This window comes from Aneurinibacillus sp. REN35 (genome assembly GCF_041379945.2).
Lineage (GTDB): Bacteria > Bacillota > Bacilli > Aneurinibacillales > Aneurinibacillaceae > Aneurinibacillus.
This window is the reverse complement of the sequence record NZ_JBFTXJ020000001.1, coordinates 156,999-174,100: the sequence shown is the minus strand read 5'-3', so window position 1 is coordinate 174,100 and position 17,102 is coordinate 156,999. Positions and strand designations below refer to the sequence as shown.

17 protein-coding genes are annotated in these 17,102 nt (G+C 47.6%); 7 read left to right on the top strand and 10 right to left on the bottom strand.

Features of this window, described 5'->3' with window-relative positions:
• The first annotated feature begins 193 nt into the window (after positions 1–193).
• Complete coding sequence (locus AB3351_RS00865; protein WP_371145221.1) at positions 194–1,225, top strand: copper amine oxidase N-terminal domain-containing protein; 1,032 nt, start codon at positions 194–196, stop codon at positions 1,223–1,225.
• A 124-nt stretch (positions 1,226–1,349) separates the two neighbouring features.
• On the top strand, positions 1,350–2,399 hold the full coding sequence (locus AB3351_RS00860; protein ID WP_371145220.1) for an STAS domain-containing protein: 1,050 nt from the start codon (positions 1,350–1,352) through the stop codon (positions 2,397–2,399).
• A 55-nt stretch (positions 2,400–2,454) separates the two neighbouring features.
• On the opposite strand, the gene thiE is transcribed toward AB3351_RS00860, so the two are convergent.
• Positions 2,455–3,102: a thiamine phosphate synthase gene (thiE, locus tag AB3351_RS00855; protein WP_371145219.1), complete on the bottom strand. Its 648-nt coding sequence runs from the start codon at positions 3,100–3,102 to the stop codon at positions 2,455–2,457.
• Positions 3,103–3,122: 20 nt separating this feature from the next.
• A complete protein-coding gene (thiM, locus tag AB3351_RS00850; protein ID WP_371145218.1) occupies positions 3,123–3,923 on the bottom strand; it encodes a hydroxyethylthiazole kinase in 801 nt (266 codons plus the stop codon).
• 294 nt (positions 3,924–4,217) lie between these two features.
• On the opposite strand from thiM, the gene AB3351_RS00845 reads away from it, so the two are divergent.
• Positions 4,218–4,526, top strand: coding sequence for a HesB/IscA family protein (locus tag AB3351_RS00845; RefSeq protein WP_371145217.1), 309 nt, complete (start codon positions 4,218–4,220; stop codon positions 4,524–4,526).
• Positions 4,527–4,599: 73 nt separating this feature from the next.
• Here the strand turns inward: AB3351_RS00845 and AB3351_RS00840 are convergent, their stop codons facing one another.
• Both AB3351_RS00840 and AB3351_RS00835 read right to left on the bottom strand, forming a co-directional pair.
• Positions 4,600–5,085 carry a hypothetical protein gene (locus tag AB3351_RS00840; protein WP_371145216.1) on the bottom strand — a complete coding sequence of 162 codons (486 nt, stop codon included), beginning with the start codon at positions 5,083–5,085 and terminating at the stop codon, positions 4,600–4,602.
• A gap of 114 nt (positions 5,086–5,199) precedes the next feature.
• Positions 5,200–5,511: a hypothetical protein gene (locus tag AB3351_RS00835; RefSeq protein WP_371145215.1), complete on the bottom strand. Its 312-nt coding sequence runs from the start codon at positions 5,509–5,511 to the stop codon at positions 5,200–5,202.
• A 139-nt stretch (positions 5,512–5,650) separates the two neighbouring features.
• On the opposite strand from AB3351_RS00835, the gene AB3351_RS00830 reads away from it, so the two are divergent.
• The 3 genes from AB3351_RS00830 (at position 5,651) to AB3351_RS00820 (ending at position 8,166) form a co-directional block, all read left to right on the top strand.
• Complete coding sequence (locus AB3351_RS00830; RefSeq protein WP_371145666.1) at positions 5,651–6,043, top strand: CBS domain-containing protein; 393 nt, start codon at positions 5,651–5,653, stop codon at positions 6,041–6,043.
• Between the two features lie 163 nt (positions 6,044–6,206).
• The gene (locus AB3351_RS00825; protein WP_371145214.1) at positions 6,207–6,377 is read left to right on the top strand and encodes a hypothetical protein; all 171 of its coding nucleotides are present in this window, start codon (positions 6,207–6,209) and stop codon (positions 6,375–6,377) included.
• Positions 6,378–6,573: 196 nt separating this feature from the next.
• A complete protein-coding gene (locus tag AB3351_RS00820; RefSeq protein WP_371145213.1) occupies positions 6,574–8,166 on the top strand; it encodes a sigma-54 interaction domain-containing protein in 1,593 nt (530 codons plus the stop codon).
• Positions 8,167–8,239: 73 nt separating this feature from the next.
• On the opposite strand, the gene AB3351_RS00815 is transcribed toward AB3351_RS00820, so the two are convergent.
• From AB3351_RS00815 to AB3351_RS00805, 3 genes are all read right to left on the bottom strand, one after another.
• A complete protein-coding gene (locus AB3351_RS00815) occupies positions 8,240–8,665 on the bottom strand; it encodes a hypothetical protein (protein ID WP_371145212.1) in 426 nt (141 codons plus the stop codon).
• Between the two features lie 88 nt (positions 8,666–8,753).
• Positions 8,754–10,586: a UbiD family decarboxylase gene (locus tag AB3351_RS00810; RefSeq protein WP_371145665.1), complete on the bottom strand. Its 1,833-nt coding sequence runs from the start codon at positions 10,584–10,586 to the stop codon at positions 8,754–8,756.
• A gap of 40 nt (positions 10,587–10,626) precedes the next feature.
• A complete protein-coding gene (locus AB3351_RS00805; protein ID WP_371145211.1) occupies positions 10,627–11,766 on the bottom strand; it encodes a THUMP domain-containing class I SAM-dependent RNA methyltransferase in 1,140 nt (379 codons plus the stop codon).
• Between the two features lie 69 nt (positions 11,767–11,835).
• Here AB3351_RS00805 and AB3351_RS00800 point away from each other — a divergent pair, with 69 nt between their 5' ends.
• On the top strand, positions 11,836–12,795 hold the full coding sequence (locus AB3351_RS00800) for an MBL fold metallo-hydrolase (RefSeq protein ID WP_371145210.1): 960 nt from the start codon (positions 11,836–11,838) through the stop codon (positions 12,793–12,795).
• Between the two features lie 72 nt (positions 12,796–12,867).
• Here the strand turns inward: AB3351_RS00800 and AB3351_RS00795 are convergent, their stop codons facing one another.
• From AB3351_RS00795 to AB3351_RS00785, 3 genes are all read right to left on the bottom strand, one after another.
• Positions 12,868–13,125, bottom strand: coding sequence for a GlsB/YeaQ/YmgE family stress response membrane protein (locus AB3351_RS00795; RefSeq protein ID WP_371145209.1), 258 nt, complete (start codon positions 13,123–13,125; stop codon positions 12,868–12,870).
• 109 nt (positions 13,126–13,234) lie between these two features.
• The gene (locus tag AB3351_RS00790; protein WP_371145208.1) at positions 13,235–15,313 is read right to left on the bottom strand and encodes an ABC transporter ATP-binding protein; all 2,079 of its coding nucleotides are present in this window, start codon (positions 15,311–15,313) and stop codon (positions 13,235–13,237) included.
• Positions 15,310–17,100 (bottom strand): ABC transporter ATP-binding protein, encoded by a 1,791-nt coding sequence (locus AB3351_RS00785; RefSeq protein WP_371145207.1) that lies wholly within the window; start codon positions 17,098–17,100, stop codon positions 15,310–15,312. Before AB3351_RS00785 ends, AB3351_RS00790 begins: the two co-directional genes overlap by 4 nt.
• Positions 17,101–17,102 lie beyond the last annotated feature (2 nt).

Genomic DNA, 17,102 nt, shown 5'->3' with positions numbered 1-17,102 from the left:
TGTACTGGTTTTTATGGTGAAAAGCAATATTGGCCCCTCACCCTTCCGGTTCTACCCTTCTCTATTATACACAAAATAAGAATGTTCGTTCGCTTTTTTCTTTCATCTTGCCTTTCTCTGCATACTTTTTTCGTTTCGTATCGTCTTTGTATTATGAAGGCAAAACGCTAACAGAAAACAGAGGAGGAACAACATGAAGAAAACGTTAAGTATATGCCTAAGCAGTTGTCTACTTTTAGCAGGCGCGGGAGCAGCCGCGGCGCAAGCCGGGCAGCCGGAAGCCAAACCTGTTATAAACACAGCGCAAGAGTCTATGAACAAAAAATACACGCTCGTCGTCAATGGACAAACCCTACAGGACCGCTCCATGTATACCTCTCAGAAGCATCTGATGATCCCGCTGCGCTCATTAGCAGAAGCGCTTGGATATGAAGTAAAATGGAATCAGCAAACCAAGCAAGTCGAATTATTACAAGGACCGCATTGGTTTACGATGACCATCGGAGAGGATCGTTATAATTTTGCTAAGATGCTCATTGAGCTTGGCAAGGCGCCCGAATTACAAAACGGAAGAACATATATCCCGCTTCCATTCATCGAACAAGTGTTAAAAATGGATGTAGCAGTAGATGAATCAGGTGTCATTACCGTTAAGGAAGCAAAGGAGGATGCCGCCGACTTGCAGGAAACTACCGGCGTAATCACACAGATAGCTGAGCGTGAAGACGGCAAAAAGTCACTGACGATCATGGGAGCAGCCGCATCCAAAAACGGTCAGAACTATATCACACTACATATTGACGAAAAAACGGAAATCATAGACGGCCTTACTTCCAAACCAGTAAAATTACAGGATGTCGTTGCTAATATGCAGGTGCAGGCATTCTACGATGATACACTAACAAAAAGCTTACCGCCTCAAGGATATGCAAAGCGTCTTGTCGTAACACATACATTGGGTAAAGTATCGGGCAGCATCAAAGAGATTCGCACAACTAACGATCATATACAAGTATATGTAGACGGCGGCTCAGATCAAAAATTTGAGAATGATGTCATCGTCGGCATTGCTAAAGAAACCAATATTCTATCCACTTCAGGTGAAAAACTGACAAAGGAAGCCTTGCAAAACGGCAAAAAACTAACTGCCTACTACGGACCGATTATGACAATGAGCTTACCGCCGATGAGCACGGCTCAGACTATCGTTGTTGAAGGCGAATAACAAGCATATCGCAAGAAACGTCTCAAGGATATTTTTTGGGGCGTTTTTTATTTCCGCTGTTATAGATTGAACAGGAAACTAACGGTGTAAAATACTGCTATAGAAGAATTAGGGGGTTCGTGGCATGGACGAAAACAGTTCTACACCGCACCTGCCCATTACCACTATGGTTAATGGCTCAGAATTCATCTGGGATCGTGAGCAGGGACGTTTTCAATTCGAAGGAGATGATGTTGTTCTTTTCTGGGTAACTTCAGCGTTTCGTACTTTTTTCGAAGCCATTGAAGAAGTATCCGGCACGGAGGCGTATGAAGTCGTGCTTGAGACGGCAGGATATCGTACAGGAAAAATCGTGAGCGACTTCTACTTAAGCAAAGGCGGTGCCGATACTATTCTTGCTACTCTACCGCATATCTACTCAAATGCAGGCTGGGGCAGGACGTATATTGATGACTATTCATTCGAGGAGAAACGAGCTCGAATTCGCATCCAAAACAGTTGGGAGCGAAAAATTCTTCAAGCTCAACAAAAAGACGGCGCTGGTTCGTTTATCCCTGGACATTGGGCAGGAGTATTTACGGGGTTGTTCGGTGAGTCAATGTGGTATAAAGTGACCAACTCCCCAACAAAGGAGGCGGATGAGATTGAAATCGAATTCTCCTCTTCCGATATTACTCCGGCTACAAACATTCACGAACTCACCCGACAGAAGGAACAAATCGAGATTCGCAAACTCGAAGGACTTGTGCAAGAGCGAACCAAAAAATTAACCCGCTTAATTGGCGAGCTATCTTCTCCTATCATCCCTGTTATGGATCATATTCTGGTCATTCCATTGATCGGGGCATTTGATGACCGCAGAGCACAAGAACTGATGTTCAAAGCGCTCAATGGAGTTACATTGCACGCCGCAAAGTTTCTTCTGCTCGACGTAACAGGCCTTACGGAAATCGATGCGTATACTCTTGCGATGCTCGATAAACTAACGCATGCCGTGCGCCTTACCGGCTCAACCTCCATATTGGTAGGTGTATCACCTGAACTGGGTATACAATTGGTTGAATCTAATTTTAATATAGAAGAAATCAAATGCTTTTCTGACCTGCGTCACGGCGTATTTCATGCACTGTCGATGGAAGGAATGTATCTGGCAAAAAAAGAAGCAAAGTCATAAGAATATAAGAAAAGGGAGCAAACATACCTGCTCCCTTTTCTCATACCCTTCGGCCCTATGCAGTATATGCAGCGATAATCTCACGCAATCGTGCGGTCGCCGCTTTAGGATCAGCCTGTCCTACAATCGCTGAAATTACCGCTACACCGTTAGCTCCATGCTGCATTACTTCTGGGCAGTTCTCATATGTAATGCCGCCAATTGCTACGAGCGGCACATCCGTATGTGCGCGGATCTCGCTCAGCAGTGCCGGGGTAACCGGATCTCCCGCATCAGATTTACTGCCTGTGGCATAAATCGCTCCTACGCCAAGATAGTCCGCTCCCTCAGCAAGCGCCCAACGCGCTTCTTCCATGGAGGAAGCGGAAACACCGATAAACATCTTTTCTCCTACCAATTGACGCGCCGCACTCGCAGGCAGGTCATCTTGTCCCACATGCACGCCATCCGCTTCGAGAAGAAGCGCCACATCAATCCGGTCATTAACGATAAACAAGACACCATGCTCCCGGCATACCTGACGCATCTCCTTGCCGATCTCAAGCACGCGCCGCAGCGAGGCACGTTTCTCACGCAGTTGTACGGCCTGCACACCACCAGCAATCGCTAAACGTACGATCTCGAGAGCGCTGAATCCGCCAGCATCCTCAATACCAAGTACCAAATAGACCCCAAGCTTTTCTTTCCAGGCTTGCTCGCCCATTCCTTGTCCCTCTCTTTGCTTTATTTTTTTTCAACGCGCACTCCAGACGCCACCTGCTCTTCAGTAATGTCATACAGCATATCAAGCAGAGCGATCTGATAAGATCCAGGAGCCGAGACACTCTTACGCGCTAGCTCTGCTGCTACTCCGTATGCCGCAAGAGCAGCGGTGGCCGCCTTGGCATAGTCCTTCTCCACAGCAGCAAAAGCGCCGATCACCGAGGTCAGAAGGCAGCCGGTACCTGTAATACGTGTTAGCATTTCATCGCCATTATGCACCGTGTACAGGACGTCGTGTCCTGCAACCACATCTACAGCTCCGGTAATAACAACGATCGTCTTAAGACTCTCCGCCGCTTTTCGCGCCAACGCCTCCACATCTCCTCCTGTCTGTCCGGCATCTACGCCTTTAATCTCCCACGCTTCTCCTACGACATTCGCCACTTCTGCCGCATTGCCGCGCACAACAGCGATATCTACTTCTTCCACAATCCGACGCGCCATCTTCGTCCTGAACGGAGTCGCTCCGGCACCCACCGGATCGAAGATAATCGGAACGTTATGGGCATTAGCCGATTTTCCGGCAAGAATCATAGAATCCACCGCTTCTTTTGTCAATGTACCCATATTTAAAACGAGCGCTCCGGCAATCTTAGCCATATCCGCGACCTCTTCCGGCGCATATGCCATAATCGGAGAAGCACCGATGGCAAGCAGACCGTTGGCTGTAAAATTAGTCACCACTTCATTCGTTATATTATGTACAAGCGGGCTTCTCCTGCGCAGTGCACTTAGCAAAGCCCCTAGCTGTTGTTCTAGCATGCCGATCCCGGCCTCCTTCTGTCTTCAATACTATAATCTTAATACAATCTTAATGCAGAAAAAACAGAACGCTTACACATCTATAGTAGGATAAGTAATGGATTGATCTCCACAATCATACCACAGCGTGTGGTAGCTTCATTCTTATTGGCCCTGACATGTTAGCCGGGGCCTTCTTTTTATGAATATCGACCCCTCTGCTCTTCCCTGCTTGCTTTCCTTTCTATGCAAAAATAGCGTATAATAAGCCACGGTACAAGCTTAATTATCGAGATGAAAGCGAGGAATGAACGGATGAAATGCAAAATCACCAGAAATGCAGCCAAAAAAATCAAAGAGATTATGGCGCAGGAAGAGACACAGGAACAAGATAAAATGCTGCGTGTCGTAATCACTCATACGCACGACACACATGCACATTACGGTCTAGACCTTGATACACCGGGTGAAAATGACGAAGTTGTGCATACCGACAAAGAAATTGATGTACTGCTCGACAAAACACAGGATTTGCTTGACGGTGTAAAAATTGATTATCTGTACTTTCCAGAAGAGGGCTTCGTAATTACAAACCCTAGCAAGGGAAATCATGGAGACCATTAATTACAGCTAGAGTATGCAGGCAAACGGGGCTTCTCGCATCGCATAAACGATGCGGGAAGCCCCGTTCTCTTTACTATTTCTCTATCCATTCCAGATTCGGCGTATGTACCCATTCCGGTTGCAGTTTATGAGTGAGCGCATATGCTTCTGCCCACCAATTGACCCACTTCTGCGTTTCCTCGTATATACGCACAATCGAAGCGATACTCGCATCTTCTACATGTTGCTCGCTGTCATCATTCTGCGCCCGAATCCCCATTACGCATAGATTTGCCTTTACATTGCTCTCTATTTTTGCGAATGCACTAATATAGCGAATAATGCTCGCCTGATCTGCCGTATGCATTTCTTTTTTTATATATTGATCGGTTAATTCAGACAAACACCTACTATACTCATCTAATCCCATCTGCCCGGCATAAATGCGATGCTGCCATTCATCCATATGTATTTTTATTTTTTCTGATTCGACCAAGTCTTTAAAGAGGAGGTTGAACACTGAGTCACTGATCTGCTTCCTCTTTATTATTTTTGCTTTATATTTATTTCCTGTACCCATGTTCGTTCACCTCATTTCCCTGTTATTATAATACTATGAAAAAGTACATAAAAACAGCTATTTCAGCACATGGAAATGATCATTTAGAACGGTAAATGTGCAAAAAATGAATACTTAGTCATACTTATCTTCTTCAATTCGCTCTCTTCCTTCAAGAATATACTCCACCTCTGTCTCGAAGTTTAAATAAAGCGGAACCGGGAGGCGTTCCACCATCTTCTCCACCTCAGGAATGGCCAGTACCTCATCCACATCCGTCGGACGAGGCTTTTGGGTGTTAAGCCATCTTTTAAAGCTGTCAATAAATGTGTAGAAGGATTCTTCAAAACGGTTTGCATCCTCCTCAGCTTCTTCCTCTCCTTGGCTTTTTTGCATACGTTCCCAATTCTTTAACAATACAGTAAACAATTGCTGTACCTCTTCCATTCTAACGACTCCTCTCTCTAGCTGATAGTGTTTTCCCCCAGATTTGTCAGAAACGCCTCTGGTTGACCTTCCTATTCATATGATATAATTCCCGTGTATATAGACTCAAAATATTAAGAAGTAGGTGGAGACGCTCGTGATGAGAGTAAAAGACTTAATGACGCCTGTGGTGATTACCATCACCCCATCTACGACAATCCAGGAAGCGGAGCGCATTATGAAAGACAAAAATATCCGCCGCCTTATTGTCGTTGACCAGGGCAAAGCGGTAGGCATCATCGTGCACCGTGAAATGATTATCTCCCTTCAATCCCCGACGATTCTCAAAGAGACGCCCGTGGAATGGATCATGACCAAAAATTTAATTACCGTCTCGCCGGACGCTTCCATTACCGAAGCGGTTCATACGCTGCGCAAGCATAAAATCAATTCACTTCCCGTCATCGAAAAAGAGCAGTTGGTGGGTATCATTACTGTCGTAGATCTGCTCCATGAGCTCACACGTCGTCTAGAAGCCGATCCCATTACATAAAAAATTATTGTAGCAAAAAATTACATGGGTAGACAATGTATGATATAATGGGCGTAAGCCAAAGCAGAAAAGTGAGAGTGCTTATTATTTGTATCAGTATTTTCCTAGTAGCTGGAGCGATTGATCCCGCATGGCATATGGACAAGCAAGGGGGGCTCCGCATATGAAAGAAGAGACACGCAAAATCATTCGGCAGATGGTCAGAAGATATCAAGCTGTCCATGAACAATTAGAATGTCAACAGCCTGAGACAGCCGATACACATCATGCCCTTCATTTGACGCGCCGGCAGATCCAACGGCTTGAAGCATTATTCTCAGCAAAAAACAGCTAAACATTGTACTCGGATGTAACGGAGCGGAAGAACCGCTCCGTTTTTTGATTTGGTTGCCAGCAAAAGCTTACAAGATTAAAAATTGCGCTTTTATAGGCCAGACGATATAATAGCAGGGCAAGTTCCTTACAAGTTTGTAAATACCAGCTTCTTAACTGTACATATATGTTAATTTCTATTGATCGGGTGAGAATACATGGTACATCAGCTCTTTTCTTTCTATAACCCCTTTTTGCATGAAATCATGCAATCGCTTTCTTTACTTCCAGACCTTCCCTGCGCCGCACAGGCTAGAGAGTCATCACGCTTATTCGACGTCATATCAGCTACGCCAGGTGTGACTGATATTGAAGTACTTTCCGACTCCTCTGATACTGCCGTTGGCTACGTATCCGCAGAGTCAATCGCTCTTGCGACTTCACGAGCGCTGCGCGAATGCTTCGCTTTTTATACCAGTGTACTTAAGACGGTAGATGATTCCTTAACGATCGTTAATGCACAGGGGACGGTCATCAACTGGAACCAACAGGCGGAAGCAATGTATCATATCCCGGCGAAAGATATTGTGCACCATCATATTACGCGCCACTTCAAAAAAGATGCTCTGATGCTGCTCAAGAGCATTCAAGACGGCTCATCCGTCGTACGCCGCTATAATCAGCCGCGTGCCGGTGCTCACGTATTAGTCAATACATCACCTGTCTTGCTTGACGGGCAGATTATCGGCGCTCTTTCCGCAGAGAAAGATATTAGCGACGTCGTGCGCTTACACGATCAGCTCTCAAGCACAACCGCGCATCTCCACGATCTTGAAACCGAATTATATACCGAGCAGCAGGAAGACCCCTTCCATAAGATCAAAGGAAAAAGTGCTGCAGTTACACATGCGGTACAATTAACATGGAAGGTGGCCCGCACCGATGCCATCCTGCTGTTTACAGGCGAATCTGGCGTAGGCAAAGAATTGTTCGCCGAAGCTGTACACCGAGCTAGCCTGCGTACCACAGGCCCGTTCATTGCGCTAAACTGCGGGGCTATTCCCGCTGCCTTATTCGAAAGCGAGCTGTTCGGATATGAAAAGGGGGCTTTTACAGGTGCTCTGCATGAAGGCAAAAAGGGAAAAATCGATGCGGCAGAAGGAGGCACCCTTTTCCTTGACGAGATCGGGGAGCTTCCGCTTGACCAACAGGTAAAGCTGCTGCGCCTGCTGCAGGAAAAGCAGTTTTACCGGGTCGGTGGCCACAAGCCGATTGCCACAAATGTACGTATTGTGGCAGCTACAAACCGCGACTTGGAAGCCATGGTTACAGCCGGACAGTTCAGGCAGGACCTCTTCTATCGGCTTAACGTCGTAGCCGTTTCAATTCCGCCGCTGCGTGAGCGCAAGGAAGATATTCCCGAGCTAGCTCAGCTATTTCTTAGAGAATTTGCTGTCAAATACGGTAAACCACTACCCGAGCTGGCACCCAAAACGATGGTTTTATTGCTTGATTATGCGTGGCCAGGAAATATCCGGCAACTGCGAAATCTAATGGAACGATTGGTCATCTTAACCGATCAGGAACGAATCGAACCGGAGCAGCTGCCTGAGGGCTTTCAGCCAAGCCAACTAGCATTTGCCGCCCAGATTCCAAGCCCAAGACCGCTAACAGCGCGAAACGAATATGAAGAACTTATCGAAGCGCTGCGCACAACCTACGGCAATAAATCGGCCGCCGCACAGCTACTGGGCATCTCGCGGGTCACATTGTATAACCGAATGAAAAAGTACAATGTACATACAGACTAGCCTTATGCAGCAAAGCGGAAAGAACATGGCGTCCTTTCCGCTTTTTTCGTCTCATCTATCATGATTATTCCTGTCATTTTTCCAATTCTTTCTGCACGCTGTCTACTACAATGTAGCCAAAAATCAGCCCGGTAAGCAGGGGAAGCTTATCTTGAGCAGAGAAGATAAGATAACCTGTAAAGGGGAAGGCGACAGACTGAAGCAAAAAAGACAGCGTCGGAAGAAGCGTTACATAGAGCAGCGGAATGCCAAACGTCAGCAGCTTGATCCAGTCTATTTTCCATTGACCTTCCTTTTTTCTTCTTGTGATGTACACTTCTATACCAAGCAATAACCCCAGCACGATCGGAAATGCAATCGAGTAGAAGAAATACGGATATAACACCTGCGTCTCCTGTGCAGCGGTATACATAATGTGCAGATATGTAATCCCCTCTGCTATGAGCCATATCATAACCACCACATAGACCAAGTAATAGACAAAGCGTCTCACATTCAATGCGCTTCCCTCCTCTATACACTGGATAATAATGTAAGGAGGTAAGGAAGGCAATAGATTTTATGCCTGTGCTGAAAATCCTGATTCGCTATATGCGTACCTTCTCCAAACTGGCTCCCTTCACAAATAGCCGCTCAATGTTCTTCTCAACCGATGGATCAGGCACTAACGGTGGCGCATGATGCGGCTTGATACGCGCATCAATCATTACATTATCGCAAGCCCAATGCTTGTTCTCATAATAACTGTTCACCCCATAGATATCATGAGAAGGGTTGCTGCGTGTAAACGTAGCCCAAAGAAAATTCTCGATCGTATCGCTCATAAACTGACTATCATCACACAGGATAATCATCGGACAGGACGGAAGCGGTCCCTTCGCTTGAATCGCATCACTCATACCTTGCAATTCCTGCTGTGCTCTAGTATAGTCCACAAATGCCGACCCCTGCACCGCCACAATGCCCGGCATGACCAATCGCGCATTTTCAAGCCCCCGCAACTCATGCAAAACAGCCGGCACTTCCCTACACAACTCCCGTTTTTTATCTCCGTAAGCCGCAAAGACAACCTTGCTGCCGCTATTTAATCCGGTACCCGAATAATCAAGAGTATCAATGGTCGTATTTGTATAGAAGTGAAGATCCCGGCGCAAATCAATACGCTCTAGAATATATGCCAAAAAGTCTACTTCATGATGCGTATCTATGGGCTGATTCTCCTCGGCTGTTATAAATAAAAACTTAGCTAAACTCAACTGCCCGGTTCCCAAAATTCGATTGGCAATCGTAAGCAGTTCAGTCGGTTGCTTCACTTGCTGGTACGGCGTATAGCGCTCACTGCCAATCGCAAAAAGAAGTGGGTGCACACCCGCCGCATCAACTGCATGAACTTCCTTTACACCAGGGACTTCCTGCTTGACCGCATCCCCTGTTAATTCATGAATAAGCGCACCGAACGCCGTGTCTTCCTGCGGCGGACGCCCCACAACTGTAAACGGCCATATGGCATTCGGCTTGGCATACACCTTATGTACTTTCATTACTGGAAAGGGATGGGTAAGACTGTAATAACCCAAGTGATCACCAAAAGGCCCCTCCGGCTTGGTTTCACCAGGGTGAATTTCTCCCGTAATTACAAAATCAGCATCATTGCTAATACAAAAGCCATCAACATAACTGTAGCGAAAGCGCTGGCCTGCAAGTAAACCGGCGAATGTCATCTCACTCAATCCTTCTGGCAACGGCATGACGGCTGACAATGTATGCGCTGGGGGTCCGCCTATGAAAATACTTACCTTTAAAGGCGCTCCCTGCTTATTCGCCTTCTCTTGATGAACACCGATGCCGCGATGAATCTGATAATGCAAGCCAACTTCGTTATTTATTTCATATTCATTGCCGCTAAGCTGAACACGATACATGCCTAAATTGGAATTCATAATCCCCGGCTTATCCGGATCTTCCGTATACACTTGAGGCAGGGTCACAAAAGCTCCCCCATCCATCGGCCAGTGCTGAATAAGCGGCAGGTCAGAGATTTTGATTTCCTGTGCAGTTACCGGCAGGCTGCCGGATTTTTTTAAAGGCAGCGCTTTTAAAGCCGCTAACCCGTTTCCGATATTTTTAAATGGACTCTTCAATGCCTTCATCGGGTCATCACGTAGGGCGACAATGTTTTGGACTGCATCCCACGTACTGCGGAACATAAATTTGCTCCGTTCTACTGTACCAAACAGGTTGGATACCGCACGAAATTTTGAACCCTTTACGTTTTCGAATAACAGAGCGGGACCGCCAGCCTCGTAAACTTTCATATGAATCGCAGCCATTTCAAGGTAGGGGTCCACCTCTTCTCGAATACGCACCAAATGCCCGTGCTTCTCTAAATCAATTATGCATTCCTCTAAATTGCGATACATCATTGAACTGCTCCATTCTCTAGAAATTTACTGTGTATGCTCATTCCCCACGCGGCGGACGCGGACCGTAGTATTGATAGTAGTACGTCTTAATGTTACCGTTGTAAAGCTTGCGGTTGCGGTCTGCCTCTTTGCCGAAGAATTTCTCAAATTCCGGATAAGATGTTAGGATGTAGTACGACCACGTATCCAGCTTGCTGAAGGTTCGACCCATTGTTTTATAGATTTGCTCCACTTCCTGCTTCTCACCAAGCCGCTCACCATACGGTGGATTACAGATGATACAGCCATACTTCGCATCCGTCGTGTACGATCCGACCGGCAGACGCTTAAAGCGGACTGCATCCTCCATCATTGCTTCTTCTGCATTCTCATTGGCCACGATAATGATCTCGCTATCAAGATCGGTTCCGGTGATTTCAAGAGGACGGTCATATTGCGCCAGGTCATGGGTTTCACGACGCGCTTCCTGCCACAGCTTCTTTGGAATCGAGGGCCAAGCTTCGGACACGAATTCGCGATTCATACCAGGGGCAATGTTGCGTCCGATGAGCGCAGCTTCAATTGGGATTGTGCCGGAGCCGCAGAACGGATCATGCAGCGGACGATCCGGATTCCAGAACGAAAGTTGAATCATGGCAGCCGCCATCGTCTCTTTTAGCGGAGCACCGCTGATCAATCGACGGTAGCCTCGTTTATGCAGGCCGACACCGGACGTGTCAATCGTCAGCGTAGCCATATCCTTATGCAGGGCCACCTCAATTTTGAACATTGCACCCGTTTCTTCAAACCATGTTTTTCGATAGCTTTTTTTCAAGCTTTCTACAACCGCCTTTTTTACAATGGCTTGACAATCGGGTACGCTGAACAGCTGGGACTTTACGGATTTGCCTTCCACCGGAAACTGCGCGTCTTCCGGAATCCACTCCGCCCAGGGCAGCGCCTTTGTTTTCTCAAATAGTTCATCAAATGTTGTAGCTTTGAATTCGCCTATTTTCAGGCGAATGCGCTCCGCCGTCCTTAACCATAGATTGGCACGGCAAATTGCCAGCTTGTCCGCGCTGAAGGTCACTTTGCCATTTTCCACTTGGGCATTCGTGTAGCCGAGCTGCTTGACCTCGCGTGCTACAACCGCCTCTAATCCAAACGTAGAAGTGGCGATAATGTCAACTTTGCTCATGATATATGCTCCTTATGCTATAATTAAAATCATAAATTTTGAAAAATCAAAAGGTTAGGAGATGATGGTGTGACATCAACCCATATTGTAAATCTTGGCCATGATATTTACCAGATTGAACTTATTGACAAAGGCGAGGGTGGGCGCTCTACCGGATACGTGATTAACAGCGAGCAAAAAACGATTGTTGAAATGGGCGCAAGCGTATCTGTTCCCCGCGTATTAGCAGCGCTAGAAGAACTGCAACTATCTCGAGAAGAAATTACATACGTCATTGTAACACATATTCACCTCGATCATGCAGGAGGAGCTGGCCTGCTGCTTGAGAAGCTGCCGAATGCCAAGCTTATTGTCCATCCGCGCGGCGCGAAGCATATGGCAGACCCAAGCAAGCTTATCGCAGGGGCCAAGCAGGTGTACGGTGACGAATTCGACCGCTTGTTCGCTCCCATTCTCCCTGTTCCTAGCGAGCGCATGATCATCGCTGAGGATGGTATGGAGCTGTCCATCGGCAAACAACGGACGCTATTTTTCTATGATAGCCCTGGCCATGCATATCATCATTTTGCTGTCTATGATCCAGCAAGCAAAGGGATTTTCAGCGGTGATTCCATTGGAATGAGTACACCGCTTCTTCAAGAAGCATTTGGGGTTGAATTCTACGCGCCAAGCTCTTCTCCCACCCAATTTGATCCCGATGCGATGATCGCTACTCTACAGCGCCTTAATCAACTGGGTGCAGAGCAGGTATACATTACTCATTACGGGCGCCACGGTAATGCCGAACGCGTTATTGCGGAGAATATCGAACGTACGGAGGCGTATGCCCGCATTGCAGAAGAAGCGTACCAACAAGAGGCTACGTGGGAGTATATCACTAAGGAATTGCGTACATATTTTCACCAAGAATTAGCCAAGCTAGGCGTACCTGAGAATCACCCTGTTCTTGACGCATTTGATTTTGATATCGAGATGAATGCTAAGGGCTTATTTCATTACATGCAGATGAAAGCGCGTTCGCAAGCATAGAAAAAAGGCACCTGTTTTCTAAGTGGAAACAGGTGCCTTTTTACACTTTTTCTATACTTGTTGTGCAGGTTTTTAGTGACGGCCGCGACGCATGCTGCGCATAACCAGGCTCACGATGAATACGAGGACGACCGCACCAATAATGGCTGGAACGATCGCAAAACCTCCGATAACCGGACCCCAGTTACCAAGCAGCGCAGTACCAATCCAAGCGCCGATAAAACCAGCAATAATATTACCAATAATTCCTCCTGGAATGTCGCGACCCATGAGGGCACCTGCCAACCATCCGATAACCCCACCTACGATAAGTGACCAAATAAATGCCATGTGTTTGTCCTCCTTTTCAACTGTTGTAAATTCTATCGTGGTATGATTAGTATTTACCCAGATTTATAGATTATTACACATAGCAGTATATAATCTTATTTTTTCTACTTTATCCATTTTTCACTTTTTTCCCCTGCTGCAGTTGGTGCATGACATAATAGCGTCCCCTTCGCTCCAGCAGCTCTCCATGCGTCCCCCGCTCTACAATCCTTCCCTGATGCAGCACAAGGATGACGTCCGCTTCTTGAATGGTAGATAGCCGGTGAGCAATAATGAAGGTTGTGCGTCCGTGAGAGAGCGCACGTAGCCCCTGCTGAATCCTCGCTTCTGTCTCGCTATCAATATTCGCTGTCGCTTCATCGAGAATAAGAATAGCGGGATCAAATGCCATCGCACGGGCAAAGGAAAGAAGCTGACGCTCGCCGCTTGAGAAATTCCCGCCGCGCTCTAGTACCTGCTCCTCGTATCCATGTGCCAAACGCGAAATAAACGGAGCCGCCTGAACCGATGCGGCAGCAGCCCGCATACTCTCATCGGCAATGGTTGCTGATTCATGCAGACGGATATTAAATGCAACATCTCCCGTAAAAAGAAAAGGATCTTGCATGACAAGCGCCATCTGTCTGCGCAAATCCTGTACTGGATAGTCTTCCATACGATGGCCGTCAATATAAATCGTACCCTCGCTTGGTGCATAGAAGGCCAGCAGCAAATTCATTAAGGAACTTTTGCCTGAGCCAGTATGGCCCACAATGCCCACGGTCTGTCCGGGTCGAATACAAAATGAAATGTGGTGAAGCACCGTATGCCCTTTCTGATAAGCGAACGATACATCATCAAACCGAACCTCTCCACGAAGGCGAGGCAGCGCTTCTTGTTCCGTATGTCTATGGTGTGCCGCTTGTGGTTCGTCTACGACTTCAAACACCCGCCCTGCCGACGTAAGTGACTGCTGCATTGTCGACAGACGCTGCATAATTGTATTAATTGGCTCAAAAAACCGACTCAAGTAGTCCACATATGCATACAGCACACCAAACGAGATGGCACTTCGCATGGACTGGCTGCCAAAGTACCAAATGACCAGAGCCAGCATTAGGTTGCTGATCACATCTACGGCTGGCCGCAGCAGCAAACCATCGAGCTTTACCTGACGAAAACGAGCCGTAAAATATTTTTGGTTCACGACCTCGAACTCTTCCTGCACTGCTCGCTCACGCCGAAATGCCTGCACAATGCTCATCCCTTGAATCATCTCATTAATCATGCCGTTCATTTCACTTAACCGCAGACGAATCTCACTGTATGCAAGTGAGCTGTACCGTCGAAATACGGCAATAATCAGCGCCAGCAGCGGCAGCAGACAAATACAAAGCAGGGCAAGCTTAGGCTGTAGAATAAATAAAGCGATAAGAATTCCTATCATATAAACGATATTCTGGACAAAGATTGCCATGACGCTAACAAACAGTTCCCGTACCGCCTCTGTATCGTTCGTTACCCGGGAAATGATCTGCCCGGTCGGTGTTCGATCAAAATAAGAAATAGGGAGGCTTTGCAGCCGAGAGAATACATCGACACGCAGCTGCCGTATCATCCTATGTGCCGTGCTTTGCAAGGAAAGCGCCTGAATGTACTGAAATGCTCCTGCAAGCAGTAAAAGACCAATATATAACAAAACCAATCGGAGCAGCGGAGGGATCTCAGGAGCATAAAAAGCCTTTACCTCTTCGCGTGTCAGGCGTTCGACAGGATAGGAGGCTTTTTTCAAACCAAGCGTTATAGTAAGCACGAACCGCTCTCCCTGCTTCTCTATACTCCGCTCTCCATCAAGCAAACTCACATCGGATAGCATGTAATATGCACGATCCACTTCAAGAATTCGTCCTCGTGCGCCCTGCGGAATAAAGGACGCCTGCCCTGCCTGTGTAAGCCACTCTTCTCGAATCCATATACTGCCCCGATGCATCACATGCGGCACTTCCTTTGGAGCTGCCTGTGGCGCATAGACACACCATGGCTTTTCGATACCAAGAATATGGGCATCAATCGCTTGCTTTGCTATGAATGGCCCTGCAAGCTCAGCCGCCGTAGCAATGATTAGCACAAGCAGCGCAAGAGTAATGGATAGACGATGCGGAATCGTATAGGCAAGCAGTCTGCCAAGCGTCGTCTTAGGCCCTCTCATCTCTTCTCCTCCTCATCGAGTGCTGCCTGCGCCTGCTGGCGGTAAAACTGCTCGGCATACCATCCATCCCGTGTTAGCAGTTCATCATGCGTCCCCTGTTCAATCACATGTCCTGCATCTAACACATAAATTCGGTCCGCATGCATAACTGCCGACATGCGGTGTGCAGCGATAACAGTCGTCCTGCCCCCCCGCTCTCTGCGCAAATGTGTAAGAATCATCTCTTCGGTACGTGCATCCACAGCCGAAAGCGAATCATCAAGCAGCAGAATCTCGGGTTCTGTAAGCAGCGCCCGTGCAATGCCAATACGCTGCTTCTGTCCCCCTGATAGTGTAATGCCTCGTTCTCCAACGATTGTCGCAAGCCCCTGCGGCAGACGATGGACGTCAGGAGCAAGCCCCTGCGGCAGACGATGGACGTCAGGAGCAAGCCCCGCATGCAAAATCGCCGCTGCGATGCGTTCATCCGAGGCATCATTTTGTCCGAAAGCGATATTCTCACGGATCGTGCGCGAAAATAAAAAGTGATCCTGCGGAACATACCCGAACTGCGAGCGGAGGGCTGCCGTATTCCACTCTTCTACCGGACGCCCACCTACATATACAGCATGTTCCGGGACAGAATAGAAATGCATCCACAGCTTCATCAGTGTCGTCTTCCCGCTCCCTGTCCGCCCTACAATACCAATCGTCCAACCCGGCTGTACGACAAGCGAGACATGGCGCAGAACGGGCTGCTCCGCACAGGGGTAGCAAAAGGTCAAGTCCTCTATCGCCAGGGCAGATGAGACATGGGCTTGCTGCTCCACCTCCACGCCGTCGACAATAACAGGCTGCTCTTCTAGCACATCGCTCAATCGATCCCAAGATGCGCTGCCCCGCTGTACGATGTTCATGAGCCACCCAAGCGCCAACATCGGCCAAATAAGCAAGCCAAGATATAAATTAAATGCAACAAGCTCACCAAGCGTTACTTCACTATCAAAAACCAGAGTCGTTCCATATCCAATACCGATTAGAAAGCTTACGCCGATCAAAAATACAATCGTTGGCTCAAACAGCGCATCAATCCGCGCCACACGAATGTTTTTGTCCATTACATCATCGGCGGCCGCTGCAAAGGAAGCGATGTCCGCCTGTTCCTGGACATATGCCCGCAGTATGCGAATACCGGATACGGATTCCTGTACATGGTCATTAAGCCTGCCAAAGGACGTCTGTGCAGCGAAGAAGCGCTTGTGCAAAAGCTCCCCATAATACCCCGTCGCCCAAGCGAGCAGCGGCAGCGGCAGCAGTGCGGCCAGCGTAAGCTTCCAACTGATGAGCGTAATCATCGCAGTAAGTGCAATCAGCGTCATCGCAAGGGAGTCGACCAGCGTAAGAATACCCATGCTTGATGTTGCCTCAATAGCTACAATGTCATTGGTGGCAAGCGCCATCAAATCACCTGTCCTCCGCCGATCATAAAAAGTCGGGTTCATTCGGGTCAAATGGCCGAATAAACGTCTGCGCAGCGTTTGTTCTAACAGAAGAGAGGCGCCGAATAAATAATACCGCCATGCATAGCGCAGACCATACAGTACAAAAGCTAATATAGCAATCAATCCGACACGTAAGCCAAGTCCACCGACGCTTACTTCTCCAACGCGCATCCTGTTAATCAACTCCCCTACAAGCCAAGGCGGAACAAGGACGAGCACATCACATACGATAAGCAAAAAAATGCCTACAATATACTTCTTTTTATGTGCCGCAAAAAACCACCATAATCGCTGAAAAATCCGCACGA